28 protein-coding genes are annotated in these 26,385 nt (G+C 69.5%); 15 read left to right on the forward strand and 13 right to left on the reverse strand.

From position 1 onward, the window contains the following. The first annotated feature begins 26 nt into the window (after positions 1-26). Positions 27-2,507 carry a sensor domain-containing protein gene (locus AC3EGR_RS09265; protein ID WP_488546178.1) on the forward strand — a complete coding sequence of 827 codons (2,481 nt, stop codon included), beginning with the start codon at positions 27-29 and terminating at the stop codon, positions 2,505-2,507. Here AC3EGR_RS09265 and AC3EGR_RS09270 read toward each other — a convergent pair. After that, positions 2,476-3,222 (reverse strand): hypothetical protein, encoded by a 747-nt coding sequence (locus tag AC3EGR_RS09270; protein WP_488546179.1) that lies wholly within the window; start codon positions 3,220-3,222, stop codon positions 2,476-2,478. The two genes, AC3EGR_RS09265 and AC3EGR_RS09270, sit on opposite strands and share 32 nt — an antisense overlap. 126 nt (positions 3,223-3,348) lie before the next feature. On the opposite strand from AC3EGR_RS09270, the gene AC3EGR_RS09275 reads away from it, so the two are divergent. Next, positions 3,349-4,422: a PAS domain-containing sensor histidine kinase gene (locus AC3EGR_RS09275; RefSeq protein WP_488546180.1), complete on the forward strand. Its 1,074-nt coding sequence runs from the start codon at positions 3,349-3,351 to the stop codon at positions 4,420-4,422. Continuing rightward, the gene (locus AC3EGR_RS09280) at positions 4,419-5,063 is read left to right on the forward strand and encodes a response regulator (protein ID WP_488546181.1); all 645 of its coding nucleotides are present in this window, start codon (positions 4,419-4,421) and stop codon (positions 5,061-5,063) included. The genes AC3EGR_RS09275 and AC3EGR_RS09280 overlap by 4 nt, the downstream gene beginning before the upstream one ends. A 4-nt stretch (positions 5,064-5,067) precedes the next feature. On the opposite strand, the gene AC3EGR_RS09285 is transcribed toward AC3EGR_RS09280, so the two are convergent. Next, complete coding sequence (locus AC3EGR_RS09285) at positions 5,068-5,391, reverse strand: DUF2917 domain-containing protein (RefSeq protein WP_488546182.1); 324 nt, start codon at positions 5,389-5,391, stop codon at positions 5,068-5,070. A 229-nt stretch (positions 5,392-5,620) separates the two neighbouring features. Here AC3EGR_RS09285 and AC3EGR_RS09290 point away from each other — a divergent pair, with 229 nt between their 5' ends. Beyond that, positions 5,621-8,518, forward strand: a complete 2,898-nt coding sequence (locus AC3EGR_RS09290) for a penicillin-binding protein 1A (protein WP_488546183.1) — start codon at positions 5,621-5,623, stop codon at positions 8,516-8,518. A gap of 56 nt (positions 8,519-8,574) precedes the next feature. Here the strand turns inward: AC3EGR_RS09290 and AC3EGR_RS09295 are convergent, their stop codons facing one another. Then, complete coding sequence (locus tag AC3EGR_RS09295; RefSeq protein WP_488546184.1) at positions 8,575-8,790, reverse strand: CsbD family protein; 216 nt, start codon at positions 8,788-8,790, stop codon at positions 8,575-8,577. A gap of 131 nt (positions 8,791-8,921) precedes the next feature. Continuing rightward, positions 8,922-9,587 (reverse strand): helix-turn-helix domain-containing protein, encoded by a 666-nt coding sequence (locus AC3EGR_RS09300; protein ID WP_488546268.1) that lies wholly within the window; start codon positions 9,585-9,587, stop codon positions 8,922-8,924. A 194-nt stretch (positions 9,588-9,781) separates the two neighbouring features. Between AC3EGR_RS09300 and hemN the strand changes: the two genes are divergently transcribed. From hemN to AC3EGR_RS09330, 6 genes are all read left to right on the forward strand, one after another. Then, positions 9,782-11,167 (forward strand): oxygen-independent coproporphyrinogen III oxidase, encoded by a 1,386-nt coding sequence (gene hemN / locus AC3EGR_RS09305; RefSeq protein WP_488546185.1) that lies wholly within the window; start codon positions 9,782-9,784, stop codon positions 11,165-11,167. 1 nt (position 11,168) lies between these two features. Continuing rightward, positions 11,169-11,849 (forward strand): sulfite exporter TauE/SafE family protein, encoded by a 681-nt coding sequence (locus AC3EGR_RS09310; protein ID WP_488546186.1) that lies wholly within the window; start codon positions 11,169-11,171, stop codon positions 11,847-11,849. 76 nt (positions 11,850-11,925) lie between these two features. Beyond that, entirely contained in the window at positions 11,926-13,644 is a 1,719-nt protein-coding gene (locus AC3EGR_RS09315; RefSeq protein WP_488546187.1) for a hypothetical protein, read from the forward strand. Continuing rightward, positions 13,641-13,982 carry a DUF2845 domain-containing protein gene (locus AC3EGR_RS09320; RefSeq protein WP_488546188.1) on the forward strand — a complete coding sequence of 114 codons (342 nt, stop codon included), beginning with the start codon at positions 13,641-13,643 and terminating at the stop codon, positions 13,980-13,982. The genes AC3EGR_RS09315 and AC3EGR_RS09320 overlap by 4 nt, the downstream gene beginning before the upstream one ends. A gap of 6 nt (positions 13,983-13,988) precedes the next feature. Then, positions 13,989-14,537 (forward strand): dihydrofolate reductase family protein, encoded by a 549-nt coding sequence (locus AC3EGR_RS09325; protein ID WP_488546189.1) that lies wholly within the window; start codon positions 13,989-13,991, stop codon positions 14,535-14,537. A 79-nt stretch (positions 14,538-14,616) separates the two neighbouring features. Continuing rightward, positions 14,617-14,943, forward strand: a complete 327-nt coding sequence (locus tag AC3EGR_RS09330; RefSeq protein ID WP_488546190.1) for a potassium channel family protein — start codon at positions 14,617-14,619, stop codon at positions 14,941-14,943. Positions 14,944-15,063: 120 nt separating this feature from the next. Here the strand turns inward: AC3EGR_RS09330 and AC3EGR_RS09335 are convergent, their stop codons facing one another. From AC3EGR_RS09335 to AC3EGR_RS09375, 9 genes are read right to left on the reverse strand one after another with little or no spacing between them, the layout of a single operon-like run. Continuing rightward, positions 15,064-15,807 (reverse strand): SDR family NAD(P)-dependent oxidoreductase, encoded by a 744-nt coding sequence (locus AC3EGR_RS09335; protein WP_488546269.1) that lies wholly within the window; start codon positions 15,805-15,807, stop codon positions 15,064-15,066. A 5-nt stretch (positions 15,808-15,812) separates the two neighbouring features. Next, on the reverse strand, positions 15,813-17,120 hold the full coding sequence (locus AC3EGR_RS09340; protein WP_488546191.1) for a family 1 glycosylhydrolase: 1,308 nt from the start codon (positions 17,118-17,120) through the stop codon (positions 15,813-15,815). A gap of 17 nt (positions 17,121-17,137) precedes the next feature. After that, complete coding sequence (locus AC3EGR_RS09345) at positions 17,138-17,512, reverse strand: c-type cytochrome (protein ID WP_488546192.1); 375 nt, start codon at positions 17,510-17,512, stop codon at positions 17,138-17,140. Beyond that, positions 17,509-17,955: a hypothetical protein gene (locus tag AC3EGR_RS09350; RefSeq protein WP_488546193.1), complete on the reverse strand. Its 447-nt coding sequence runs from the start codon at positions 17,953-17,955 to the stop codon at positions 17,509-17,511. Before AC3EGR_RS09350 ends, AC3EGR_RS09345 begins: the two co-directional genes overlap by 4 nt. Next, positions 17,952-18,563 (reverse strand): cytochrome c oxidase subunit 3, encoded by a 612-nt coding sequence (locus AC3EGR_RS09355; protein WP_488546194.1) that lies wholly within the window; start codon positions 18,561-18,563, stop codon positions 17,952-17,954. Before AC3EGR_RS09355 ends, AC3EGR_RS09350 begins: the two co-directional genes overlap by 4 nt. After that, on the reverse strand, positions 18,556-20,508 hold the full coding sequence (gene ctaD / locus AC3EGR_RS09360) for a cytochrome c oxidase subunit I (RefSeq protein WP_488546195.1): 1,953 nt from the start codon (positions 20,506-20,508) through the stop codon (positions 18,556-18,558). The genes AC3EGR_RS09355 and ctaD overlap by 8 nt, the downstream gene beginning before the upstream one ends. A gap of 10 nt (positions 20,509-20,518) precedes the next feature. After that, complete coding sequence (gene coxB, locus AC3EGR_RS09365) at positions 20,519-21,532, reverse strand: cytochrome c oxidase subunit II (RefSeq protein ID WP_488546196.1); 1,014 nt, start codon at positions 21,530-21,532, stop codon at positions 20,519-20,521. Next, complete coding sequence (locus AC3EGR_RS09370; protein WP_488546197.1) at positions 21,529-22,149, reverse strand: c-type cytochrome; 621 nt, start codon at positions 22,147-22,149, stop codon at positions 21,529-21,531. Before AC3EGR_RS09370 ends, coxB begins: the two co-directional genes overlap by 4 nt. Further along, positions 22,146-23,999 (reverse strand): PQQ-dependent dehydrogenase, methanol/ethanol family, encoded by a 1,854-nt coding sequence (locus AC3EGR_RS09375; RefSeq protein WP_488546198.1) that lies wholly within the window; start codon positions 23,997-23,999, stop codon positions 22,146-22,148. The genes AC3EGR_RS09370 and AC3EGR_RS09375 overlap by 4 nt, the downstream gene beginning before the upstream one ends. 82 nt (positions 24,000-24,081) lie before the next feature. Between AC3EGR_RS09375 and AC3EGR_RS09380 the strand changes: the two genes are divergently transcribed. The 5 genes from AC3EGR_RS09380 to AC3EGR_RS09400 all read left to right on the forward strand — a co-directional run bounded on the left by AC3EGR_RS09380 (position 24,082) and on the right by AC3EGR_RS09400 (position 26,384). Further along, complete coding sequence (locus tag AC3EGR_RS09380; protein WP_488546199.1) at positions 24,082-24,489, forward strand: MarR family winged helix-turn-helix transcriptional regulator; 408 nt, start codon at positions 24,082-24,084, stop codon at positions 24,487-24,489. Positions 24,490-24,573: 84 nt separating this feature from the next. Then, the gene (locus AC3EGR_RS09385) at positions 24,574-24,930 is read left to right on the forward strand and encodes a YfeK family protein (RefSeq protein WP_488546200.1); all 357 of its coding nucleotides are present in this window, start codon (positions 24,574-24,576) and stop codon (positions 24,928-24,930) included. A 2-nt stretch (positions 24,931-24,932) separates the two neighbouring features. Beyond that, complete coding sequence (locus AC3EGR_RS09390) at positions 24,933-25,445, forward strand: GNAT family N-acetyltransferase (protein WP_488546201.1); 513 nt, start codon at positions 24,933-24,935, stop codon at positions 25,443-25,445. Positions 25,446-25,532: 87 nt separating this feature from the next. Further along, positions 25,533-25,988 (forward strand): SRPBCC family protein, encoded by a 456-nt coding sequence (locus tag AC3EGR_RS09395; RefSeq protein WP_488546202.1) that lies wholly within the window; start codon positions 25,533-25,535, stop codon positions 25,986-25,988. 6 nt (positions 25,989-25,994) lie between these two features. After that, positions 25,995-26,384 (forward strand): VOC family protein, encoded by a 390-nt coding sequence (locus tag AC3EGR_RS09400; RefSeq protein WP_488546203.1) that lies wholly within the window; start codon positions 25,995-25,997, stop codon positions 26,382-26,384. The last annotated feature ends 1 nt before the right edge of the window (position 26,385 follow it).

Raw genomic sequence — 26,385 nt, forward strand, 5'->3', positions numbered from 1 at the left:
ACGTAAGATGCCCGACAAGGAACGACATGGATCCGGTGACCGTCCACGACCCAGAACGACTGCTGCACCTCGTCGAGCGCAGCACCTTCGTGGGTTTCTGGCGGCTCGACGCAGCCGAGCGCACCTTGTACTGGTCGCAGCAGATGGCGCGCCTGCACGGCGCGCCGCCCGGCTACACGCCCGGTTTCGACCACGCGCTGACCCACTTCGCCGAGGAGCATCGCGCCGAACTCGCGGCGCGCCTGCAGGCGTGCGGCGAAAAGGGGCAAGCCTTCGACGTCGAGGTGCAGGTGCTGTCGCTGCAAGGCAGGCGCATCTGGGTGCGCTGCGTGGGACAGCCGCTGCGCGACGAGGACGGCCGGCCCGTGGGCTGCGAAGGCTTCGTGCAGGAGATCGCTCCCGCGGGATACGCACCCGGCACGCTGCTGCGGCACACGGTCGGCATGGGGGGGGCGCTCGGAAGCGCCGAAGCCTTCGTCACGGTCGACCGGCAAGGCCGGATCAACTATGCCAACGAGCAGGCGGAGCAGGTGCTCGCCCCGGGCGGCGAGCCGCTCATGGGACGCAAGATCTGGAGCTTCTTCCAGAAGCGGGTGCGGCTCGCGCTGGAAGAGCGCTTCATGCACGCGCTGGAAAAGCGCGAGGCGATCGAGCTCGAGGAGCTCGATGCGCAGGTGGTCCACTGGCTGGAAGTGCGCGGCTTTCCCTTCGGCGCCGGCCTGGCCCTGCACCTGCGCGACGTGTCGACGCGCCGCCACGCCCAGCAGCACCTGACGCTGCTGGAAAGCAGCATCGCCCGCCTGAACGACATCGTCATCATCACCGAGGCCGCCCCCTTCCGCGCGCCCGGGCCGCGCATCGTGTTCGTGAACGAGGCCTTCGAACGCCGCACGGGCTACACCCGGCAGGAGGTGATCGGCCATTCGCCGCGCCTGCTGCAAGGCCCCGATACCCAGCGCGCGCAGCTCGATCGCATCCGCTCCGCGCTGGAGCAGTGGGAGCGCGTGCGCGTCGACCTGATCAACTACACCAAGGCCGGCGAAGCCTACTGGGTCGACCTGGACGTCTCCCCCGTGTGGGACGAGTCGCGCCGCCTCACGCACTGGGTGGCGGTGGGGCGCGACATCACCGAGCGCAAGCGCGACGAGGAGGAGATCCAGTACCTGGCCTTCTACGACACGCTCACGCAGTTGCCCAACCGGCGGATGCTGCTGGACCGCCTGCAGGCGGCGGTCGGCGAGAACGGCCACGCGCACGAAGGCGCGCTGATGTTCATCGACCTGGACAACTTCAAGGTGCTCAACGACACGCTGGGCCACCAGAAGGGCGACATGCTGCTGCAGCAGGTCGGGCGGCGCCTGCGCAACTGCGTCGCCAAGGGCGACATGGTCGCGCGCCTGGGCGGCGACGAATTCGTGGTGCTGATCGAGAACACGCCGGAAAAGCCGCTCGACCCCCTGACCGCTGCCCGCGTCGTGAGCCAGCGCATCCTGGACGGCCTGGGCGAGCCCTACGTGCTGCCCGGCTACCTGCACCACAGCACCTGCAGCGTGGGGGTTACCCTGTTCGGCAAGACGCCCTCCAGCGTCAACGAGCTGCTCAAGCAGGCCGACCTGGCCATGTACCAGGCCAAGGCGGCCGGGCGCAATGCGGTGCGCTTCTTCGATCCCGAGATGCAGGCGGTGGCCACGGCCAATGCGGCGCTCGCGGCCGACCTGCGCCAGGCCTGGCAGGACAGCCACCTGCAGGTCGAATACCAGCCGCAGGTGGGCATGGACGGCCGCATGACCGGCGTCGAGGCGCTGCTGCGCTGGGAGCACCCGACGCGGGGCACGGTCGGCCCGGACGAGTTCATCCCGACGGCGGAAGAGACCTCGCTCATCATCCCCATCGGGCACTGGGTGCTGGAGTCGGCCTGCGCGCAGCTGGCGCTCTGGGCGCAGCGGCCCGAGCGCGCGCACCTGCTGATCGCCGTCAACGTCAGCGTGCGCCAGTTCCGCCATCCCGAGTTCGTCGACGAGGTCGTGAGCTGCGTGCAGCGGGCCGGCATCCGGCCCGACCGCCTCAAGCTGGAACTCACCGAGAGCCTGCTGATGGAGAACATCGAAGCCACCATCGCCAAGATGCGCACGCTCAAGGACATGGGGGTGCGGCTGTCGGTCGACGACTTCGGCATCGGCTACTCGTCGCTGTCCTACCTGAAGCGGCTGCCCATCGACGAGCTCAAGATCGACCGCGGCTTCGTCAAGGACATCCTCACCGACGGCAACGACGCGGCGATCGCCGGGACGATCATCGGCCTGTGCCGCAACCTGGGCCTGGAGGTGATCGCCGAGGGCGTGGAGACGGAGGAGCAGCGCGCCTTCCTGGCGCGCCAGGGCTGCCAGCGTTACCAGGGCTACCTGTTCTGCCGGCCGCTGCCGATCGAGCAGCTGGAGGCCTTCATCCAGGCGGCCGGCGGCGCCGGCGCCGCGCTCACACCGGAACCATCTTCAGTGGGGTCGTGACCACGGCGCGCGGCAGGCGCAGGATGATGGCCTGCCCCTTGCGCTGCAGCTCCACGTCGTACTGCGTCGCCAGCGCCTGCACCTCCACCCAGGACAGCGGCGCGTCGCCAGGATCGTGCAGCTGCGTGAAGTTGCCTTCCGGTTGCGGCTGGTACTCCACGGCGATGACCCCGTGCGAGGAGGACTGCTCCGTGCGCACCGCCACTTCGCCCGGGGCGGGCGCCGCGTCGGTGAGCGTCAGGATGACGGCGGCCAGCAGGAAGCGCAGGGCGCTGCGGCACACGGCGAATTCGCCGTCGCCCAGTTCCGTGCGCAGGTCGAAGCCGCGGAAGTTCAGGCTCGTGGACAGCAGCCGCACCATTTCGCCGACGCCGTCGCGCAGCGTGATGTTGTCGTCTTCGGCCGGCTCCATCCAGGTGCAGACGTCCAGGCAGCGCGCCACGGCCTGGCGCGACAGCCGGTTCAGCTTGGACACCGAGTTCGCGAGGTCCTCGCCCGCGACGGCGCCGCGTTCCACCCGGGCGCTCAGCGCCTCGGCCATCATGCCCAGGGACTGCAGGTGCACGACCATGTCGTGCCGCAGCGGCGGCGTCACCCGCCGCAGGATGTCGTGCTGCGCCGCGCGCGCAAGGCTGCGCAGGCGCTGCGGCGATGCGTCCGAGGCGGCCGGGGGCGGGGCCCCTGCGGGAGGGACGATGGAGTCTTCGATGGCCAACACTGCTAAGGTTGATGCATTCCTGAGCCAAGTCTCCTGTCCCGGTTCCATTCGACATGTCAGGAGGTCCCGGGCCGGCCTGTAGGACGCGTGCGATATCCTGCGGTTGTGCTGTAATTTTGATCCATGCAGGTGCCCGTGACCTTCTCCTTGCCGTCCGACGACAGTGCCGCCGCGCGACTGGGGGGCCTGCTCGACTCCGCGATGGACGGGATCATCAGCGTCGACGACACCCAGCGCATCGTGCTGTACAACCGCGCGGCCGAGCGCATGTTCGGCTGGTCGCTCAAGGAGATCCAGGGCCAGTCGCTGGACGTGTTGCTGCCCCAGCGCTACCGCGGGGTGCATGGCCAGCAGGTGCGCCGCTTCGGCGCGACCGGCACCACCTCGCGCCGCATGGGCGACGCCACGGTGCTGCACGCCTTGCGCAAGGACGGCAGCGAATTCCCGATCGAGGCGTCCATCTCGCAGCTGCAGACGCCCGAGGGCAAGCTGTACACGGTGATCCTGCGCGACGTCACGGAGCGCGTCCGCTCGCAGGAAGAACTGGCCGCTTTCGCCGCCGAGTCCGCCGGCGTGCGCGAGCAGGAGAAGTCGCGCATCGCGCGCGAGCTGCACGACGAACTGGCGCAGTCGCTCACCGCGCTGAAGATGGACACGATCTGGCTGCGGGAACAGCTCGCCGCGCACGACACGGCCGCCCAGCAGCGGGTCACGCAGATGCTGGCGCTGCTGGATTCCTCGGTGGCCGCCGTGCGCCGCATCGCCGCCGACCTGCGGCCTCTGGTCCTGGACGACCTGGGCCTGGTGCCCGCGATCGAGTGGCTGGTGCAGGGCTTCCGGCAGCGCACCGGCATCCCCTGCGACCTGGACGTGGACGAATCCCTGGAGCTGCAGGAGCCTTGCGCCACGGGCGTGTTCCGCATGCTGCAGGAGTCGCTCGCCAACGTCGCCAAGCACGCGCAGGCGAGCCACGTGCACGTGGAGCTGCGCACTGCCGCTGCGCAGCTGCTGCTGCGGGTGGAGGACGACGGCGTCGGCTTCTGCGTCACCGATGCGCGCCCGCCGCAGTCGCTGGGCCTGGTCGGTCTGCGCGAGCGGGCGCAGCTGCTGCGCGGCGAGGTCCGCGTCGACAGCCGCCCCGGCCGCGGCACGCGGGTCGAGGCGCGCATCCCGCTGTCGGCGAGGGTGGCGTCATGACCGTGCGCATCGTGCTGGCGGACGACCATGCCATCGTGCGCGAAGGCCTCAAGCGCATCGTCTCGGACGTGGCCGACTTCGCGGTGGCGGGCGAGGCGGCCGACGGCGCCCAGGTGATGCAGATCGTGCGCAGCCTGGAGTTCGACGTGCTGCTGCTGGACCTGTCGATGCCGGGCCGCAGCGGCATGGAGCTGATCAAGCTGGTGAAAGCCGAAAAGCCGCGGCTGCGCATCCTGGTGCTGAGCATGCACCAGGAGATGCAATACGCGGTGCGGGCGATCAAGTCGGGTGCCAGCGGCTACCTGACCAAGGAGAGCGCCCCCGCGCAGCTGGAACAGGCCATCCGCAAGATCGCCGGCGGCGGCGCCTACATCAGCGCGGAAGTCGCGGAACAGCTCGCGCTGGGCGCCATGCCCGGCAGCGATGCGCCGGCCCACGACACGCTCTCGGACCGCGAGTTCGAGGTGTTCCGGGCGCTGGTGGCGGGCGACGCGGTGTCGGACATCGCGGCCAAGCTCAACCTGTCGGTGAAGACGGTGAGCACGCACAAGTCAAATCTGATGCAGAAGCTGGGACTGGCGAACCAGACGGAGCTGGTGCGCTACGCGTTGAAGCACGGGCTGGCGGACCCGCTGTCCTGACCGCCTATTCCACGACCTCGAACTCCAGCACGCAATCGTGCCGCGGCGCATGCACGGTCATGCGGCTGCTCGTGTCCGCCACGTAGCTCTCGCCCTCGCGCAGCACGACGTCGCGCGGGTCCCCGTCGTGCGTGATCCAGACTTCCCCCTGGCGGCAGTGCACCGTCACAACGCCGGGCGGCGGATTGACCTCCCGCGTGCGCCCGCCCGTCACCAGGGCGAAGAAGCGGCGCGTGATGCTGGGCCGCACCGTCGGCGCGAGCCCCACCAGGCGCGCCATGTCGCTCAAGGCGGGGAGCCAGGGGAGGGCGGGGACCGTCAGCTGCATGGCTGCGGATCTTGCGGCCGCCGCGGCGCAAGCACAGCCGGACAAACGCGTAGCACGATCGTAGGACGGCGCCGCACCTCCTTGTAGGCGGGCGCCGGACCGCGCTTCGGCTGCGTAGTCGCCGCGCCCCGCGAGCGCGGGGCAAAGCCCCGATTCCGTTGCGCAGGCGTCCTACAGTCGCGCCTAGCTCGGCGCTTCTAGATTCGTGCACCACCTGGAAGAGAGCACCATGAACGAAAGAATCGAGGGCATGGCGGCGGGCCTGGGCGCAAGACTGCTTCGCCTCGGACGATGGATGCGCCGCCACCCGATCAAGGTCGTCGCGGCGGCCCCGCTGGCCGTGGCGCTCTACGTGGCCGCCCTGTACCCGTTCACACCGAGCATCGGCGACATCCGCAAGTCCAAGCAGGAGTCCCCCTCGGTCGTCATGTCCGCCGACGGCAAGCAGCTCGCCGTCTTCCGGCGCGCCAACCGCGACTGGGTCAAGCTCCCCGACATCGCGCCGCAGGTGACCGAGGCGCTGCTCGCGACCGAGGACAAGCGCTTCTACGACCACCACGGCATCGACCTGGTGCGCACCGGCAAGGCGGTGATCAACACCCTGACGGGCGACGTCGAAGGCGGCTCCACCATCACCCAGCAGCTCGCGCGCAACCTGTACCCCGAGGAGATCGGCCGCCAGCAGACCGTCTCGCGCAAGGTGAAGGAAGCGATCACCGCGCTGAAGATCGAGGCGATCTACAGCAAGGACGAGATCCTGGAGTCCTACCTCAACTCCGTCTCCTTCCTCTACAACGCGTGGGGCATCGAGATGGCCGCGCGCACCTACTTCGGCAAGTCGGCCAAGCAGCTGAGTGAACTGGAGGCGGCCACGCTGGTGGGCATGCTCAAGGGCACCGCCTACTACAACCCCGTGATCAACCCGGAGCGCGCCGTGCAGCGGCGCAACACGGTGCTGGCCATGATGGTCAAGGAAGGCAAGCTGCCCGAGGCGCGTTACGAGCAGCTCAAGGCGCAGCCGCTGAAGCTGAACTTCGAGCGCGTGGAGGAGAACACCGGGCCCGCGCCCCACCTGGCCGAGTCCCTGCGCCGCTGGCTGATGGACTGGGCGGACAAGCACGACTACAACGTCTACGCCGACGGCCTGGTGGTCAAGACCACCATCGACTCGCGCCTGCAGGCGATGGCCAACGAGGCCGTGGAGCGCCAGACCAAGGCGCTGCAGGCCGTGGCGGACGTCGAGTGGAGCAAGAGCGGCCTGCCGGGGCTGGGCAGCGACACGGCGGCCTATGTCGCCGCGCGCAGCCGCGTGTCGCCCTTCGAGTACTTCTGGACCAGCAACGCGCCCCTCGTGAAGTCCTGGATCAAGGACTCCGTGGAGTACAAGCAGGCGCGCGACAAGGGCGTCAGCGAGGCGGACGCCATCAAGCAGCTGCAGGGCGACGCGGAGTTCATGCGCGACCTGCGCCGGCAGAAGACGATGCTGCAGGCAGGCTTCCTGGCCATCGAGCCGGGCACGGGCGCGATCCGCGCCTGGGTCGGCAGCCGCGACTGGGGCGACGACAAGTTCGACCACGTGCAGCAGGCCAGGCGCCAGCCCGGTTCGACCTTCAAGCCCTTCGTGTACGGCGCCGCCTTCGAGCAGGGCCACCAGCCGAGCGAGACCCTGATGGACCAGCCCGTGGCCATCCAGATCGACCGCAACCAGGTCTGGCGCCCCGGCGACGTGGAAGGCTCGCCCAGCAACCTGCCGATGACGCTGCGCGACGGCCTGGCCAAGTCCAAGAACACCATCACGGCGCAGCTGATGATGCAGGTCGGCCCATCGCGCGTCGCCAGCCTCGCCCGCGCCATGGGGGTGCGCCAGAGCAAGCTCAACGAAGTGCCCTCGCTCGCCCTGGGCACCAGCCCGGTGACGCTCAAGGAGATGGTGACCTCCTTCGCCACCATCGCCAACGGCGGCAGCTACGTCGAGCCCATCGTCGTGACGGCGGTGGAAGACCGCAACGGCAACGTGCTGGAGAGCTTCGGCCGCGGCACGACCGAGCAGGCGCTGTCCAACCAGGCGGCCCAGACGCTGCTGGACGTGATGCGCGGCACCATCGACTACGGCACCGCCGCCGGCCTGCGCCCGCGCTTCGGCCTCGCCGGCGACCTGGCCGGCAAGACCGGCACCACCCAGGACAACACCGACGGCTGGTTCATCCTGATGCACCCGCAACTGGTCGCCGGCGCCTGGGTCGGCTTCAACGACAACCGCGTGACGATGCGCAGCTCGTACTGGGGGCAGGGCGCGCACAACGCGCTGTTCCTGGTCGGCGACATGATGCAGCAGGCGCAGAAGGCCGGCGTGATCGACACCAAGGCCGCTTTCGCAGCGCCGCACCTGCTGGACCAGGAGAAGCCGCTGATGGACCGCATGGGCGACTGGTGGAACAGCGTGTTCAACACACCGTCGTCGCCCGAAAGCGCCCCCGCGGTGGCCACCATCCCGGAGATGAAGCTGCCGGAGATCAGCACGGAGCCGCCCAGGCTGGAGCCGCCGCCGAGGTCGCTGGACATGGCACAGACGCCGGCTGCGCCGGCGGTGATGCCGACGGCGCCCGTGATCGCCACCGATTCGCAGCGCGTGCCGACCTTCCCGCGGCCGCTGGAGGCCACGCGCCCGGTCGACACGATCCCGGGCACGCAGGTGTACCGCAGTCCCGAGACGGCAACGCGCACGCCCGAGGCTGCGAGCCCCGCGGACGCGGCGAGGGCGCCGACGCAAAGCGCGCGGGTGGCGCCGGCGGCGGGCACGGGCACGGGCAATGGTTCCACCGCGTCCATGGGCAGCAACGGCGCGGCGGCGTCTTCGTCTCGGAGCACTCGCGAGGGTGGTTCCACCATCACCTTGTCGCGGGATTCGGCGGCGACGGTGACGGTGCCGCACGACGGCGCATCACCGCCGGCGGGCCGGCGCGAGACGAGCAGCCAGGTGGGGTCCGGCACCCCGGCGTCGCCGCGGACGGCGCCGCTCTTCGACGGCGACTCCGGCAACGGTGCCAGCAGCCCGTCATCGTCCAGCGCGCCTACTGCGACCGGCTCGGTCGGCGACGCGACGGGGAGCGCGACGAGCTCGCAGTGAGGGAGGCCACATGAAAAGAGCCGGGGGAAACCCGGCTCTTTCACATCGTCTGCGCCTCAATTATCGAGGTCGCGGTCCTTCTCGACGTTGTCCAGCTCGCGCTCGGTGCGGACGTCGTCCTTCGCATCGCCGACGCGCTGCTGCAGCTTGCCCTTGAGTTCGCGGGCGTGGCCCTTGACCTCCAGGGTCTTGTCGCCGGTCAGCTTGCCGACCTGCTGCTTGATCTCGCCGGTGGCCTGGTTGGCGGCGCCCTTGACGTGGTCCTTGTTCATGAGGATCTCCTTTGTGTTTCCGATACTTCCATGTTGGGTCGCGGGCTGTGACGAGGTAGGCGTAGGGGGCCGCAGTTGCCGTGCGCGCCTTCCTACAGCAGAGGACACCACGGCAGGGCCAGGCGTCCGGCCTAGAGAGCGCCGACCGGCTGTGCCAGCACCGCGCGCAGCCGCTCGACGTCGACGATCTTCACGTGGCGGTGGTGGACCTCCAGGATGCCCTGCCCGGCGAAGGTCGAGAACGTGCGGCTGACCGTCTCCAGTTGCAGGCCGAGGTAGCTGCCGATCTCCTCGCGGGTCATGCGCAGCAGCAGCTCCGAGGGCGAGAAGCCGCGGGCCTGCAGGCGCTGCACGAGGTTGAGGAGGAAGGCGGCCAGGCGCTCTTCCGCGTTCATGGTGCCCAGCAGCAGCATGACGCCGTGCTCGCGCACGATCTCGCGGCTCATGACGCGGTGCAGGTGGTGCTGCAGCGCGCCCACCTCGCGGGAAAGCTCCCCGATGCGCTCGAAGGGCAGCACGCAGACCTCGGAGTCCTCCAGGGCCACGGCGTCGCAGGTATGTTCGTCGCCGACGATCCCGTCCAGGCCGACGATCTCACCGGCCATCTGGAAGCCGGTCACCTGGCCGCGGCCGTCCTCCGCCGTCACGCAGGTCTTGAACACACCCGTGCGGATCGCGTACAGCGCCTGGAACTTCTCGCCCGTGCGGAACAAGGGTGCCTTGCGCTTGACCCTGCGCCGGGTGGCGACCAGGCGGTCGATGCGGGACATCTCCTCGGGCGAGAGGCCCGCCGGCATGCACAGCTCGCGCAGGTTGCAGTTGGAGCAGGCGACGGACTGGGCGACGGCAGCGGTGGGGATGGGTTTCACGGAGGGAGGGCCTGGTGACCTGCATCAAATTCTGCGGCGCGACGGGCGGACGGGGCTTGATGCAAATCAAGCCGGCCGGACCGGTTGGCGCGCACCATGGCGGCTCGCTGCAAGAACAAGCCATGAACGCCTCCATCCTGCCCAAGCTCCTGCGCGAGTACGACGTCCCCGGGCCGCGCTACACCTCGTACCCGACGGCGGACCGCTTCGTCGAGGCCTTCGGGCCGGGCGACTACGGCTGCGCCCTGGCGCAACGCCGGGAAGGGCCGGCGGCCATGAACCTGCCCTTGTCGCTGTACGTGCACATCCCCTTCTGCGAGTCGCTGTGCTACTACTGCGCCTGCAACAAGATCGTGACGAAGCAGCATGCCAGGGCCGCGGCCTACCTGCGCTACCTGGCGCGCGAGATCGAGCTGCACACGGCAGCCCTGGGCACCGCGCAGCCGGTCAGCCAGTTGCACCTGGGGGGCGGCTCGCCCACCTTCCTGTCCGACGACGAACTGCGCAGCCTGATGGCGATGCTGCGCCGGAACTTCGCGCTGCTGCCCGGCGCCGAGTGCTCCGTGGAGATCGACCCGCGCACCGTGACCGCGGAGCGCCTGCAGGTGCTGGCCGATCTGGGCTTCAACCGCATCAGCTTCGGCGTCCAGGACTTCGACCTGGAGGTGCAGAAGGCGGTGCACCGGGTGCAACCGTATGCGCAGGTCGCCGCGCTGATCGAGGACACGCGCCGCATCGGCTTCGATTCCGTCAACGTCGACCTGATCTACGGGCTGCCGCGGCAGACCTCGCAATCGTTCGCCCGCACGCTGGCGCAGGTCGCCGGGCTGAAGCCGGACCGCATCGCGCTCTATGCCTATGCCCATCTGCCGGAGCGCTTCAAGCCGCAGCGCCGCATCGCGGCCTCGGAGCTGCCCGGAGCCGGCGCCAAGGTGCACATGCTGTCGAACGCGCTGGCCACCTTCCTGAGCGCCGGCTACGTCTACATCGGCATGGACCACTTCGCGCTGCCCGACGATGCGCTCGCCATCGCCAAGCGCCAGGGCCGGCTGCACCGCAACTTCCAGGGCTACAGCACCCATGCGGACTGCGACCTGGTCGGCCTGGGCGTGTCCGCCATCGGCAAGGTGGGCGCCACCTACAGCCAGAACGCGAAGACGATGGAGGAGTACTGCGACCTGCTGGACCAGGGCAAGCTGCCGGTGGTGCGGGGCCTGGCGCTCTCGCGCGACGACCTGGCGCGGCGCGCCGTGATCATGGCCCTGATGTGCCAGGGGCAGGTGGTGTTCGAGTCCATCGAGCTCGCATGGCTGCTCGATTTCCGCAGCTACTTCGCCGCGGAGATGCAGCAGATGGAGGAGCTGCGCAAGCAGGGGCTGGTGATCCTGGACGGCACCGGCATCCAGGTGACGGCCCAGGGCTGGTTCTTCGTGCGCGCGGTGGCCATGCAGTTCGACAAGTACCTGCAGGCCGACCGCAACCGCAAGCGCTTCTCGCGCATCATCTGACATGACGCTCACGCTCGCAGGGACCGCATTCCTCATGGGGCTGGTGGGAGGGCCCCACTGCCTGGCCATGTGCGGCGCCGCCTGCGGCGGGGTGATCCGGGCCGCGGGCGCGAAGCCGGCGCGCGGGATGTGGACCTTCCAGGGCGGGCGGCTGCTGGGGTACGCCGTCGCGGGCGCCGCGGCAGGGTTTGCGGTGCAGACCTTCGCGTGGCTGTCCTCGCAGACAGTGGCCTTGCGGCCCGTGTGGACGCTGTTCCACGTCATGGTGCTGCTGTGGGGGCTGGTCCTGTTCGCGCAGGCAAGGCAACCGGCCTGGGTGGAAAGCGCGGGGCGCAGCGTCTGGTCGCGCGTGCGGCCGCTGGCGCAGCGGCGCGGCGGCCTGGTCGCCACCGGCGCCCTGTGGGCCTTCCTGCCCTGCGGGCTGCTGTACTCGGCGCTGCTCGTCGCTTCGCTCTCGGGCGGGCCGTTGCAGGGGGCGCTGTGCATGGCGCTGTTCGCGGCCGGCAGCGGCATCTCGCTGGGGCTCGGGCCGTCGGCGCTGCGCAAGCTGCAGCAACTGGGCAACCGCCTGCGCCAGGACTGGGGCACGCGCATCGCAGGCGGCCTGCTGGCCCTGACGGCCGCCTGGGCGCTCTGGATCGACGTTGCGCACCGGGTTGCGGAATGGTGCGGCATCGGTTGAGCTGAAGCGCTGGCCGCGCTGACGGCCCGCGACCACAATGGGACGGAGCCTCGCGACGGCGCGAGGGGAGGGCGCCATGCCTGACAACCCTGCTGCCCCGGACCCGATCACGGTGGCCTTGACCGGCATGTTCCCGGCCATGGTGCTGCTCGCGGCGCTGTTGTCGTACCCCGTCGCCCGCTGGCTGCTGGCGCTGTACCACCGCAGCGTGGGACGCGGCATGCAGGCGTCCGGCACCGCCTCGGCGCCACCGCCAGTGGAAACCGCCGGGCCGCAGGAGGGTGCGCCGCTGAAGATCGTCGAGCTCGCAGGGGGCCAGACGGGTGGGAGCGACGTGGCCTGGTTGCTCGCGGCGCCGCGCCGGGCGGCCTGGGTGTACGCCGCTGCCGGTGCGGTGTACGCCCTCGTCATGGCCGTCGGCTGGCTGACGGCCACCGGCATCAGCCTGTCGGTCACGCGCGTGGTCGCCATCGCCTGGACCTACCTGTGGCCCACCGTGATCGGCGTGAGCCTCGTGGCCACCGTGGAGCGCAGCAAGTGGTGGCTGGTGGGCGCGTATGCGGCGATGCTGGTCGCGCTCACGGCCGCGGCCTATGCCGCCAGCCCCAACCTGCGCTGGCACGAAATGCCCTTCTTCTGGCTGCTGGAGAACGGGGTGCCCACCGTGCTGCTGGCGGCCTTCCTGTCGCGGCGCATCCGCGCGGTGGGTCCGATGGTGCTGGCCTTCATGGTGCTGGCGCTGATCGGGTCGCAGCTGCCGCCCATGTTCCTGACCGACGACGCGTCCATCCGCGCGCTGGCCGGAGCGGGCGGCGCCGTGGGCCTCGGCGGCGCGGAGACCTTCTGGGCGATGCTGCTGGTGGGCGCGGCCGTGTTCGGCCTGGTCGGATGGTGGCTGCTGCGGTGGCTGGGGCGCCGCTACGAGCACAAGCGCATCACCGACCACATGCTGATGACGGACGCGCTGTGGCTGCTGTTCGGCATCACCCACTCGTACACGCTGGCGTTCCAGGGCTGGTGGTGGGTGTTCACGGGGCTGGTCGCGTTTGCCTGCTTCCGGGTGACGCGGGCGCTCGGCTTCCGCTGGCTGCGCGCGCGGCCGCCGCCCGCGCGGCGCACCTTGCTGCTGCTGCGGGTGTTCGCGCTGGGCCCGCGCAGCGCGCGGCTGTTCGACGTGCTGCAGACGCACTGGCTGCGCCTGGGCGACATCACGATGATCGCCGGGCCGGACCTCGTCACCACGACGGTGGAGCCGCACGAATTCCTCGCCTTCCTGGGCGGCAAGCTCTCGCGCCAGTTCGTGGACGGCCGCGCCGACCTGGACCGGCGCCTCGCGCGCCTGGACACCGCGGCGGACGTGGACGGCCGCTACCGCGTGAACGAGTTCTTCTGCCGCGCCGACACCTGGCAGATGGTGATGCGCGAGCTGGCCGCGCGGAGCGACGCGGTGCTGATGGACCTGCGCAGTTTCTCGCCGGTGCACCGCGGCTGCCTGTTCGAACTCGGGGAGCTGCTGCGCGGCGTGGACCTGGAACGGGTCGTGTTCGTCATCGACGCGAGCACCGATCGCGACTTCCTGGAGACCTCGCTCGCGCAGCTGTGGTCCACGGTGCCGCCGCAGTCCCCCAACCGCCGGCGGGCGGAAGCGGCGGCGCGCATCTTCGATCTCACCTCGCGGCCCAGGGCGTCGACCTGGCATGCCTTGCTCGCCGCGCTGGCGGGCGCGCAAGGGCAGTCCGAGCCGCGGGCGCGCGGCACAATGGGCGAGACCGCATCCTCCGGAGCCGCGCCATGAATGCCGTCGCCCGCGCAGCCTTCGCGCTCGCGCTGTGTTTCCCCGCCGCGTGGGCCGGCGCGGAAACGCTGCGCTGCAACGGCGCGATCGCGGCCGAAGGGGACTCCAAGCTCTCCGTCCTGTACAAGTGTGGCCAGCCGGCGCTGGCGGAAACCTATTGCGCGCAGATCTACGCCTACGGCTATCCGTACACCCCGCCCCCCGTCGTGCCCTACGGCGTGCCTTGCCAGAATGTGGAGGAGTGGCTGTACGACCGCGGGCCGGGGAACCTGATGGCGACGGTGCGGTTCCGGGATGGGCGGGTGTCGTCGATCCGGTACGAGCGGCTGCCTCAATAATCGCGTATGCGCACCCAGTACTACACCGCGTCCAGCCTCGATGGCTTCCTCGCGACGCCCGACGACTCGCTCGACTGGCTGTTCCCGCTGGGCGACATCAACGACACGGGCTACCCGGATTTCATCCGCGAGGTGGGCGCACTGGCGATGGGCTCGGCGACCTACGAGTGGATGCTGCGCCACGTCGTGAAGGCCGACGGCTCCGGGCCGTGGCCGTACACGCAACGCACCTGGGTGTTCTCGAGCCGCGCGCTGCCCCCGGTGCCGGGGGCGGACATCCGCTTCGTGCGGGGCGACGTGCGGCCCGTGCACGCGGAGATGCACGAGGCGGCGGCGGGGCGCAATGTCTGGCTGGTGGGCGGCGGCGACCTGGTCGGGCAGTTCCACGACGCCGGCCTGCTCGACGAGATCATCGTGCAGGTGGGCTCGGTGACGCTGGGAGCGGGAAAGCCGCTGTTGCCGAGGAGGATCACTTCGCCGGCCTTGCGCCTGGTGTCGGCGCGGCGGATCGGCGACGGTTTTGCCGAATTGCGGTACGAGGTGAGGCGAAGCTAGGAGATGCGGTCCGGTCTTCCATGCGACGTCGTCATCATCGCCGATGGGCGTCGTTGTACGACCCTCGCAGGAGGTCACCATGGACCCACACACCATGCGGCGCCGTTTTGCCCGCGGCCTGGTCACGGGGCTGCGCGTGGTCTGGCCCATCCTCTCGGTGCTGCTTGCGCTGGTGATCGGCCTCGGCCTTCCCGTCGGCTTCCTGGAGGGCTGGCCCTTGCAGGATTCGATCTATTTCGCCTTCATCTCCGGCCTGACCCTAGGCTACGGCGACCTCGCGCCCAGAACCCTGCTCACCCGCTCGCTGGCGGTGATGATCGGGATCTGCGGCGTGCTGTTCACGGCCTTGCCGGCGGCCCTGGCCGTCAAGGCCATGACGGACATGACCAGCGAGGATGAACCATGAGGCGCATCCCGCCGCGCTGCCCGCCTTCGCAGGCGCTGCGCTGGTGCCAGCGCGGCGAATCGGAGAAGGCTTCGCGGAATGTCGGCTGCGACGGGTGGCAGTCCAAAGCGCCCTCTCCTCCTAGAGTTCCGCCATCCGCCCCCCATCCACGACCAGCGCCGCGCCGTTCGCGAAGGCAGCGTCATCCGATGCAAGATAGGCGATCGCGGCCGCGATGTCTTCCGGCTGGCCGAGTTCACCGGCGTCGATTTTTTCCACCCCCGCCTTGACTTCCGGGTTGTTGCGAAGCATCGGCGTGTCCACCGCCCCGGGCAGCACTGCGTTGGCGCGAATGCCCTTGTCCCGGCCTTCCAGGGCGGTCGACCTCGTCAGGGACAACAAGGCTGCCTTGGCGGCCGCATACGGCGCCACGAACGGGGTAGTGCGCACGGCGTGCACGCTGGAGACGTTGACGATGGCGCCGCCGTGCTGCATGTGCAGGAAGGCGAATCTCGTGAAGAAGAAGGCACCCAGCAGGTCCACGCCCAGGATCTGCGTCCAGTCCACGCCGGTGAACCGTTCGAGGGGCTTGAAGGACATCCGTCCCGCATTGTTCACGACGACGTCGAGCCGGCCGAAGCGCTGCATGCAACCTTCGATGACCGCCTGCACCTGGTGTTCGACCGAGACGTCGCAGCCGGCGGCCCAGACATCCGGTGCACCCGCCGTCCTGAGGTCGGCACAGAGCCCCTCCAGCGCATCCTGCTTCAAGTCGACGAGCACCAGCACGGCGCCTTCGTCTGCAAGGCGCCGCGCCGTGGCAAGGCCGATGCCACCGGCCGCGCCGGTGACGATCGCAACCTTGCCGTGGAATCGTCTCTTCATGGCAATCACTCGCTGTTCTTGGGGGCGGCGGTGTCGTCGCGCGCTGCCCCGGCCGCGTCCTTGCGCCAGCGCGGCGCGTCGTCGCCTGGATGTTCACTGGGAAGGATCACCGGAACCTGCAGGCACACGCTTTGCGTCGGCAGCACCGTGCGCCAGTCGGCGATCAGCTTGCGGTACGCCTCGCCGACCGGGCGGATCTTCCGGTCGAGGTCGTAGAGACCCAGGGCGTTCGTGCGGCCGTTGTCTTCCCGCAGCGCCGTGTCCCAGTCGACCTGGTCGGTGAGCGAGTACCAGGTGAAACCGAGCACGGGGATGCCGTCGTTGCGCACGCGCAGCACGTTGGCCCATTCCTTCCAGAGCCAGTTGACGGACTCGTCGCCGCGCGGGCCCTGTACGAGGTTCGTCTCCGTGTGCATGACGGGCAGCCGGTAGCGATCGTAGTACTGGTTTGTCAGCACTGCATAGCCGAAGACCTCGCCTGAAGCTGTCGTCACGCCGTCGGCGGCAACGCGGTGCTCGTTCGTGACGTAGTAGTCGCTGCCCATGATGCAATGGTGCTTGAGCGAGTTGCGCATGAAGAAGTGGTAGTCCTCACGGCGCATGCCGTTGTCCATGAGGTACTCGTACATCTGCGAATCCACGTGCCGCCCATAGTTCAGGTCGAGGGAGAGGAAGCGCTTGGCATTGAGCATCTCCGCGGGGCCGATGGCGGCCGGGTTTTCGGCGTGGAAGTATTCGGAGGATTCGCTCTGGATGAAGATCGCGTCCGGGCGCCGGCTGATGATGGCACGCATCGCCAGCACGTTGGCCTTGACGATGTTGGTCAGGGCGTTGACGAACGAGCGATCGTCGCTCAACTGTTCGTTCCACCAGCCATGCAGCGCCGAGAAGCGCGCGCAGATGTACATCTCGTTGACCGGTGTGTAGAGCTGCACCCACGGGTACCTCCCGGCAAACGCGCCGGCGTAGTCCGCGAAGATCCGCGGGAAGTCCGGGTTCTGGAAATTGCCCACCCAGTCGGGCACGCCGAAGTGGCACAGGTCCACGATGGGGACGATGTCCAGGCGCTTGAGCTCGGCGAAGGCCAGGTCGCTGAAATCCCAGTCGTGGCGACCGGCGCCGAGCAGGGTGCGGTGCAGCGGCGGCCCGTAGCGCAGGAAGCGGATGCCCAGTTCGCGCACCAGCGAAAAGTCCGTCTTCCAGTGCCGGTAGTGGCCGCACTTTTCCATTTCGTCGACGCGCACGCGTCCGGCCTGGATGGTCGGGATGCTGTTCTCGACCCCCGTGGCGAAGATGAAGCGTGAATCCGTCATGACCCGGCGGGCACCCTTCAGTGGAGGGTGTAGAGGAACGCCGCGATGTCGCGGGCCTGGGCGTCCGACAGGCCGGTGTCCGGCATCGCGTTGCCCGGAACCACGGACTGCGGCTGCCGCAGCCAGCGCACCAGGTTGTCGGGTTCGTTGCGCAACATGCCTGCGACGAAGGTGCGGTCGGCGAAGCGGGTCAGTGGCGGACCGACGTTGCCGCGCGCACCGCGCACGCGCGGGATGGTGTGGCAGTGCGCGCATCCGAATTCGGCGACCAGGCGCTGGCCGCGCCGGGCGTCGCCGCCTGCGACCTGCCAGGTCTGGCGCGGCCCCGCTGCTAGGGCGGAGGCAGCAGCGCATGCCGTGACCAGGGCAAGCAGCACCCGCCTCGCGATCACAATCCGCACTCCCGCAGGATGAGGTGGCTCGCCAGGCTGTAGACAACAGCCAGGGCGATGAGCGCGCAGGTCAGGAGGCCGGCCATGGCCATGAAGCGTGTCCGTCCGGCGCCGCTGGCCAGCAGGGCGTGGCCGCCGCCGGGCTGTTCCGCCGCCGCGCGGCGCCAGTTGCGCCATGCAACCATCGCGGCGACGGCGGTGAGGAGGAGGGCGAAGACGTCCATCGCCAGCACGAACGCAAGCACGGACCCGGCACCCGCGGCGGCTGGCGCGTTGGCGAGGTCGCATGCGTTGCCCAGAAGCGCGGTGTCTATCGTCAGCTGCAGGAACCACGCCGCAGGGCCCAGCAGGAGGCCGATCCACAACGAGCGCAGCGACGCCTTCTGGCGGTGCGGCGCCGGATGGTCCGTGTGCCGGGCGACGTCCGGGGAGCCGGTGCTCATGGCGACATGCCCAGGCGCGGCATCAGGTAGAGCGCGGTAAAGACCGCAAGCCAGACGGCGGTGACGAAGTGCCAGTAGATCGCGCCGATCGAAAGCGCGGAATGCCGGCGCTGGTCGAAATAGCCGAGCGTGCTCCACACGAGCAGCACGAGCAGCATGAGCAGTCCCGCGGCGACGTGCGCCATGTGGAAGCCGGTGATGGTGAAGAACAGCGAGCCGTACACGTCCGTGCTGAGGGTGAAGGGCTTGTTGCTCCACTCGTACCATTGCAGCGCGAGGAACAGCACGCCCAGCACCAGGGTGGCCGCCAGGCCGATGCGCAGCTGCCCCGGCCGCCCGCGCATGATCCCGCGCTCGCCCCACCACACGGTCAGGCTCGCCGCGACGAGCACCACCGTGCCGAGCGAGGCGATGCCCAGCTTGGGCGGACCGCCGGCGGGCCAGGGCGCCGGGGCCTGCGCCGCGATGTAGAAGTGCGAGAACAGCAGGTAGGCGAACAGGCCGCCCTCGGTGGCGATCACACCCCACATGCCCCACCAGCCGCTGGATTCTCGTCCCACGCTGCCCACCGGCAGGGGACGGGTGAGCGCCATGCGCGCGTCAGGCATAGGCCACCTCCCGGGTCTGCCCCAGTTCGCGCTCGGGCCACAGCCACACCAGCGTGGCCAGCGCGGCGAGCAGCGCGAACGCGCCGGCGACCCACCACGCGTGCACCAGGAGCGCTGCGAAAGCGCCGGCCAGCGCGAGGGCCAGCAACAAGGGCGCCGGCGAGTCGCCCGGCATGCGCAGGATCACGGCCGGCTCCGCATCCAGCGCGGTGGTGCCCAGCGTCTCGCGCCCCTGGTCCAGCAGCAGGCCTTCGTCGAAGGTGCTGCGCTGGACGCGGTCGTCCATGCGGCCTTCCCACAGCGGGTTGCGGCTGGTGATCGTGGGGATCACGGCGAAGTTGTAGGGCGGCGGCGGCGATGCCGTCGCCCATTCCAGCGTGGCCGCGTCCCACGGGTTGGCGCCGGCAACGACGCCGTGGCGGAGGCTGCGCACGACGTTGACGAGGAGCAGCAGCACCCCCACGGCGAACAAGTACGAGCCCAGGCTGACGACCAGGTTGGTGGCGCTCCAACCCATCCCGGCGCCATACGTGTAGATCCGGCGCGGCATGCCCAGCAGCCCCAGCAGGTGCATCGGGAAGAAGCCGACGTTGAAGCCGATGAACATCACCCAGAACGTCCAGTGGCCCAGGCGCTCGTTCATCATGCGTCCGGTGAACTTGGGAAACCAGTAGTGGATGCCGCCCGCCACCGCGAACACGTTGATGCCGACGATCACGTAGTGCAGGTGGGCCACGACGAAGTAGGTGTCGGTGAGCTGCCGGTCCACGGGCACCGCCGCCGTCATGAAGCCCGACAGCCCGCCGATCACGAACAGCACCACGAAGCCGGCGAAGAACAGGAACGGGGTGCGGAACACCGGCGTGCCGGTCCAGATCGTCCCCAGCCACGCGAACACGGCAACGGCGCTCGGCACCACGATCGTGAAGCTCGCGGCGCTGAAGAAGGACAGCGACACCGGCGGCAGGCCGGTGGCGAACATGTGGTGCACCCAGACCCCGAAGCCCAGCACCATCGTCGTCACGGTGGCCAGGGCCACGGCGGTGTACCCCACGAGCGGACGCCGGCAGAACGTGGGCAGTCCATCCGAGACGATGCCCATTGCGGGAAGCACGATCGCATACACCCACGGGTGGCCGAACATCCAGAACAGGTGCTGCCACAGCAGCGGCTGTCCCCCCGTGGCCGGATCGAAGAAGTGCGTGCCGAACTGCCGGTCCATCCACAGCATCAGGAAGGCGAGACTCACTGCGGGGACCGCGAGCAGGTTCCCCACCGAGGCCGTCAAGGTGCCCCACACCAGGATGGGCACGCGGTTGATCGACATGCCGGGTGCGCGGGTGCGCAGCAGCGACACGATGAAGTTGATCGAGCCCACGGTGGTGGAGATGCCCAGGAGCAGCATGCCCAGTGCGTACACGTCGATGTTGATCCCGGGGTTGAATTCGCGGCTGGTGTAAGGCACGTAGTTGAACCAGCCGGCATCGGGCGCGCGCCCCAGCGGGAAGCTGGCATACAGGAACAGGCCCGCAGCCAGGAACACCCAGTACGAGAACGCATTGAGGCGGGGGAATGCCATGTCACGCGAGCCGAGGATCAGGGGCCAGAGGAAGTTCGAGAAGCCCGAGAGGACGGGCAGCGCGTACAGGAAGATCATCGTCACGCCATGCATCGTGAACAGCTGGTGGTACTGCTCGGGCGTCAGCAGGTGCTGCCCGGGGCGTGCCAGTTGCAGGCGGATCACGGCCGCCTCGATGCCGCCGGCGAGCAGGAACAGGAACGAGGTGACCAGGTAGCGCAGTCCGATCTGCTTGTGGTCGACGCTGCACAGCCAGCCCCAGGGTCCGGGAGCCGTTTCCCACAGCCGCTGGAGCCGGGGCGCGATGGAGGTGTCGTCGGCCAGGCGGACCAGGCTGGGCGCACGGGTGTCGGCAGCGGCTTGCATGGAGGCTCCTTCAGTCCAGCGTGTGCAGGTAGGCGAGCACGGCCTGCAGCTCCGGCGGCGACAGCCGCGGAGCCGGCATGCGCGAGCCGGGCTTGATGCCTTGCGGGTCGGCCACCCACGCCGCGAGATTGCCGGGCGTCGTGGGCAGGGCGCCCGCCGCGATGGTCTTGCGCGACATCAGGTGCGTCAGGTCGGGGCCGAGCAGCCCGCCCGCCTCCCGCGCCCCCCGCACGGTGTGGCATGCGCCGCAGTGCGCCGCGAATGCCGCTGCCCCCGCCTGCACCAGCGGGTCGCTGCCGGGCGCCCGCGCGGGCTCCAGCTGGTGCGCGCGCCAGGCGGCATAGTCGCCGGGCGCATCGGCGACCACGACCATCGCCATGAGCGCATGCTCCGCGCCGCAGAACTCGCCACACTGACCACGGTACACACCGGGCCGGTCCGCCTGCAGCCACAGCACGTTGGTGCGTCCCGGGATCGCATCCATCTTGCCGGCCAGTTGCGGAAACCAGAACGAGTGGATGACGTCCTCGCTGGTGACTTCCACGCGGACCGGCCGGCCCACTGGCACGTGCATTTCGTTGGCCGCCATGAAGGGCGACGGCTGCGCGGCGTCGCGGTAGCGCACCCGCCACCACCACTGCGCCGCCGTGACTTCGAGCGTCAGGTCGGCGGCATGCGCGGGCATGGTGATGGCCCGCAGCGTCAGCACGGTCCACACGGTGCAAGCCGCGAGGACGACGACAGTGATGCCCACGCCGACATAGATCCAGGCCAGGCCCCCGTGGTCGGACGCCACCGCGAGCTCGCCAGCCGGCACCACGGCGCGCCGCCGGGCCAGCCCGAGCAGGAGCGCGGCGCAGACACCGGCAAGCACCACGCCCGAGATGACCGCCAGCCCCCAGCCCAGCGCCGTGACGGGATCCGCCGCGGGGCCCGCGGTGCGCAGGTATTGCAGCGGCGCGTCCGCCAGGGACGCTGCCGGTGCAAGCACGGCGCACGCCGCGATGCGGCGCGTGCGTGTCATGGCCTGCCTCCGGCGTCCGGCCGGGCTTCGGGTGCGCTGGGCGTCGCACTGGGAGCTGCTTCCTTCGGCTGTTTCGCATCGACAGGCAGCACGCGCGTGACTTCGGGCGCGTAGCTGGTGGCCGGCGTGTCGCCCTGGATGGAAGCGGCCAGCCCGCCGGCGGGGTAGCTTCCGCCCAGCGACTGGAGATAGGCGACCAGCTTCCAGATGGTGTCCGGAGGCAGCGCCGGGTTCCACGCCGGCATGCCCTGCGGGCGGCCCTCGTAGATGGACTTGAACAGCGACACCGGCGCGCCGCCGTAACGCCAGTAGCCATCCTGCAGGTTGGGGCCCATGCCGCCTTCGGCCGTGTAGCCGTGGCAGCCCGCGCAATTCATGCGCACGAACAGCGTCCTGCCCTCGGCCACCGCTTCGGGCTGGCCGGCGTACGGGTTGGCAATGACCGCCGCCGTGGGCGCCTGGGCGCCGATCACGTCACCGAGCGGGACTGCCGCAATCGCATCCATCGCCGTCTGGGCGTGCGCCGGCGCCGCGGCGGTGCTTCCGCCCTGGACGCGGTGGCAGGCCGCAAGCGCGAGCAGCGTCGCGCCCAGCGCGATGCCTGCGAGCGCTTTCACGGCTTGCCCCCCATGCCGTGGTCGTGCCGCGCCGCCGGCATGCCCGCCTCCGTCTGCAGCAGGCCCGTCCCGGAACTGGGCGACTCGCCGTCGATCGAGAACACGTACAGCGTGCTGCCGCGCGGCGGGAACCCCGGCATCGAGGAGCTGACCATCGCGGCGCCGCCGACGCCCGAGTACACCGCGACGTACTGGCGCTTGTCCGGACCGAGGTACGTCATGGGCTGGCCGATGACGCCGGAGCCCAACTTGTGCGACCACAGGACCTTGCCGTCGCGCGCATCGACCGCGCGGAACCAGCCGTCGCTGGTGCCGTAGAAGGCCACGTCCCCCGCGGTCGCGAGCACGCCGCTCATGGTCATGAACTTCTCCCGGATGGACCAGACCTTCTTGCCGGCGACGGGGTCCCACGCCATGAACTCGCCCCAGTTGTCGCCCGGGCCCGCATAGCGCTTCATTTCCATGCCGTCGTACGGCGTTCCGGGGATGTACGACTGCGGATGGTCCGTGACGTCCATGCAGATGTTGAAGATGCCCGCATACAGCAGCCCCGTGCGCGGCGAGAACGCCGAGGGCTGCCAGTCCTTGCCGCCGATGTCCGGAGGGCACACGTTGGGCAGCTTCACGTTCGGCTTGGGCTGCATCGCCGGATTGACCACCGGCATGCCCGTCTTCAGGTCGATGCCGCTCGACCAGTTCTGGTACGCGAACGCTTGCGCGGACAGCACCTCGCCGGTTTCGCGGTCCATGGTGTACGCGAAGGCATTGCGATCGAAATGCACCAGGGCCTTGCGCGGCTTGCCCTGCCAGGTGATGTCGACCAGCACGTTTTCGTTCACGCCGTCGTAGTCCCACTGGTCGTGCGGCGTGAACTGGTAGGCCCACTTCGCCATGCCCGTGGTCGCGTCGCGCGCGAAGACGGCGCTGGTCCACAGGTTGTAGCCGGGGCGCTGCGTGGGCACGCGTGGCCCCGGATTGCTGGTGCCGTAGTAGATGAGGTTGAGTTGCGGGTCGTAGGAGATCCAGGCCCACACCGACCCCGCGCCCTGGCGGTGCATGCCGGCCGGCCAGGTGGAGATGCCCAGGTCCTTGCCCTTCATCCAGTCGTAGAACGGCTTGAACTCGGGCCCGATGCGCACCTCCTGGTCGGTGCCCGTGCTGTACGCCCGCCAAAGTTCCTTGCCGGTGGCCACGTCCAGGGCCGCCATCCAGCCCCAGACGCCCATCTCGCCGCCGCTGTTGCCCACGTACACCGTCTTGCCGACCACGAAGGGCGCCATCGTCATGGTTTCGCCGTGCGTCACGTCGCCCATGCGCACCCGCCACACTTCCTTGCCGGTCTTCACGTCGACCGCGATCGTGTGGTTGTCGAGCAGGTTGTAGATCAGTTTCCCGTCGGCGAGCGCGCCGCCGCGGTTGACCGTGTCGCAGCAGGCCTTTCCGATCGAGACCGGCGACGGGTTGGGCGCGAACGACCATTTGATCGGTGCCCCGGCTTTCGAGAGGTCCAGCGCGTAGGCGATGTTCGGGAACGGTGTCACCAGGTACATCGTGTCACCCTGCACCAGGGGTGCGGCTTCATGGCCGTTCTGCGTGCCGTCCGAGAAGGTCCACGCCACCTTGAGGCGGGCGGCGTTGGCGGCCGAGATGTCCGTCAGGGTCGAGTAGCGAGTGTTGGCCCAGTCGCGCGCCTGGCTGCGCCATTCACCTGGCGGATCGTTGGGCGCGGCATTGGCCGTGGTTCGTGCCGTCTCCTGCGCCAGCGGCATGGCGGCCGGCCAGGGCGCCAACATCGCCGCGATCACCAGCAGGCGCGCCCGTGCTGCCGCGGCCAAGAGTCTCGACGTCATGCTGAATCTCCCGCTGGTCCAAAATATCGGACTACGATATATACGCGGTCTGCGCGCCCGGCGGGCCCCGGAACACTCATCCATGGTCAAAAAAAACAAACTGGACAAGGCCGACTACGTGGCACGCGCACGCTTTCGACACCAGCTGAGGCTGTTCGAACGCTTCACCGAGGAAGCGTGCGCCCGGCAGAAGATCACCCTCGCGCAGTACCTGTTGCTGCTGCAGGTCAAGGGCCGTCCGGATCGCGACTGGGCGCTGGTCGCCGAGCTGGCCGAGTGCCTGCTGCTGCGGCATCACACGACCGTGGAACTCGCGGGACGGTGCGAGCTGGCGGGACTCGTCAGCCGGGAGCGCGACCCGGACGATCTTCGCAAGGTGCGGGTGAGCCTCACGCCAGCCGGCGAAAGGGTGGTGGAGCGGATTGCACGGGAACACCACGGGGAGCTCGAGCAGCTCCAGGGCCACATCCGCAAGGTCTTGCACCCCTAGGGAAGCGCAAAGCCGGGCTCACCGTGCAAGCGCACGTTCTCCAGGCCGGCAGCGCTTGCCACTTTCGGTACGATGGCCACAAGCATGAAACGCATCGCCGCAACACTGATCACGTTCTGGGCCGTCGCGTGCCTGGCCGCGCCATCGCCTGCACGTCCCGAAATCGATGCGCTGCTCGCGCGGCTGCAGGCCTCCGGCTGCAGCTTTGCCCGCAACGGCTCCTGGCACGGGGGAGCCGAGGCGCGCACGCACCTGATGCGCAAGCTGCAGTACTTGGAGGACCGCAACCTGGTGCAGACCACCGAGCAGTTCATCGACCGCGCCGCCTCGCAGAGCAGCATGTCGGGCAAGCCCTACCAGGTCCGCTGCGGCAACGAAGCGCCGATGGAAAGCAGGACCTGGATGACGAAGGAACTCAAGGCGATGCGGGCGGCGAAGTAGCCATGCCGGAGCCGGGCTTGCGTTTCGAGCCCTTGCGGGAAGCCGACCTCGCGCTGCTGCACGCCTGGCTGCAACGCGCGCACGTCGCCGCGTGGTGGCAGCCCACGCCCACCGTGGACGAACTGCGCGCCGACTACTTCGGCCCCGAGGCGGACGCCGCCCAGGCCTGCATGGCGTGGCACGAAGGCGAGCGGATCGGCTTCATCCAGTGCTACTCGGTCATGCACTCGGGCGCGGGCTGGTGGCCGGATGAAACCGATCCCGGTGCCCGCGGCATCGACCAGTTCCTCGCCGACGGCACACGCCTGGGCCAGGGCCTGGGCCGCGCCATGATCCGCGCCTTCCTGGAGCAGGTCTTCGCCGACCCGGCGGTGACCGTCGTGCAGACCGATCCGCAGCCCGGCAACGAGCGTGCCATCCGGTGCTACCGCGCCGCCGGCTTTCGCGATGCCGGCATCGTGAAGACCCCCGACGGCCCGGCCTTGCTGATGCGCTTGCGCCGCGACCAGCTCTAGGGTTTTCCCGCGCGGGCCCCAGTCGATTTCCGCCATAGTCCTTCGTCGTGCATGCAGAGGGCCATCCTCTGTCCAACAGGAAGCACCATGCCCAGCACCAACACCAGCACCGTCCGCCTGCACCGCGTCCTGCGTGCCCCGCCGGAGCGCGTCTACCGCGCCTTCCTCGATCCCGATGCCATGGCCAAGTGGCTGCCGCCCCACGGCTTCACCGGCAAGGTGCACCGCATGGATGCCGAGGTGGGAGGCGAGTGGCGCATGCACTTCACCAACTTCGGCACCAGGAACGCCCACTCCTTCGGCGGCAAGTACCTCGAGCTGGTGCCCGGCCAGAAGCTGCGCTACACGAGCGTGTTCGACGACAAGAACCTTCCCGGCGAGATGACCACCACGGTGGTGCTCACGAAGGTCTCGGTGGGCACCGAGATGCAGGTCACGCAGGAAGGCATCCCGGCGGTCATTCCGCCCGAGGCCTGTTACCTCGGCTGGCAGGAGTCGCTGATGCAACTGGCCAAGCTGGTGGAGCCCGAGATCCCGGGCTGAGCAACGATGCACAAGAGCCGCCTGGGGACCATCGTCATCGACTGCCAGACGCAGGACGTGGCCGCGGCCGCCGCCTTCTGGTCCCAGGCGCTGGGCTGGCCGGTGCGCGAACTGTCCGATCCCGGCGACGCGCAGTACCGCCTGTTCGACACGCCGCCCGACCAGCCCACGATGCTGGTGCAGGCCGTGTCGCACCCGAGCCGCGTGCACATCGACATCGAGACCGACGACCTCGAGGCGGAAGTGTCGCGCCTGGAGAAGCTGGGGGCGAAGCGGCTGCAGTTCGTCAAGCGCTGGTGGGTCATGGAGTCGCCCACCGGGCAGCGCTTCTGCGTCGTGCGGCCGCAGCGCAGCGACTTCGCCGAGCGGGCCAACGTCTGGGACGGGGACCGCTAGC

The organism is Ramlibacter sp. G4-7 (assembly GCF_057784995.1).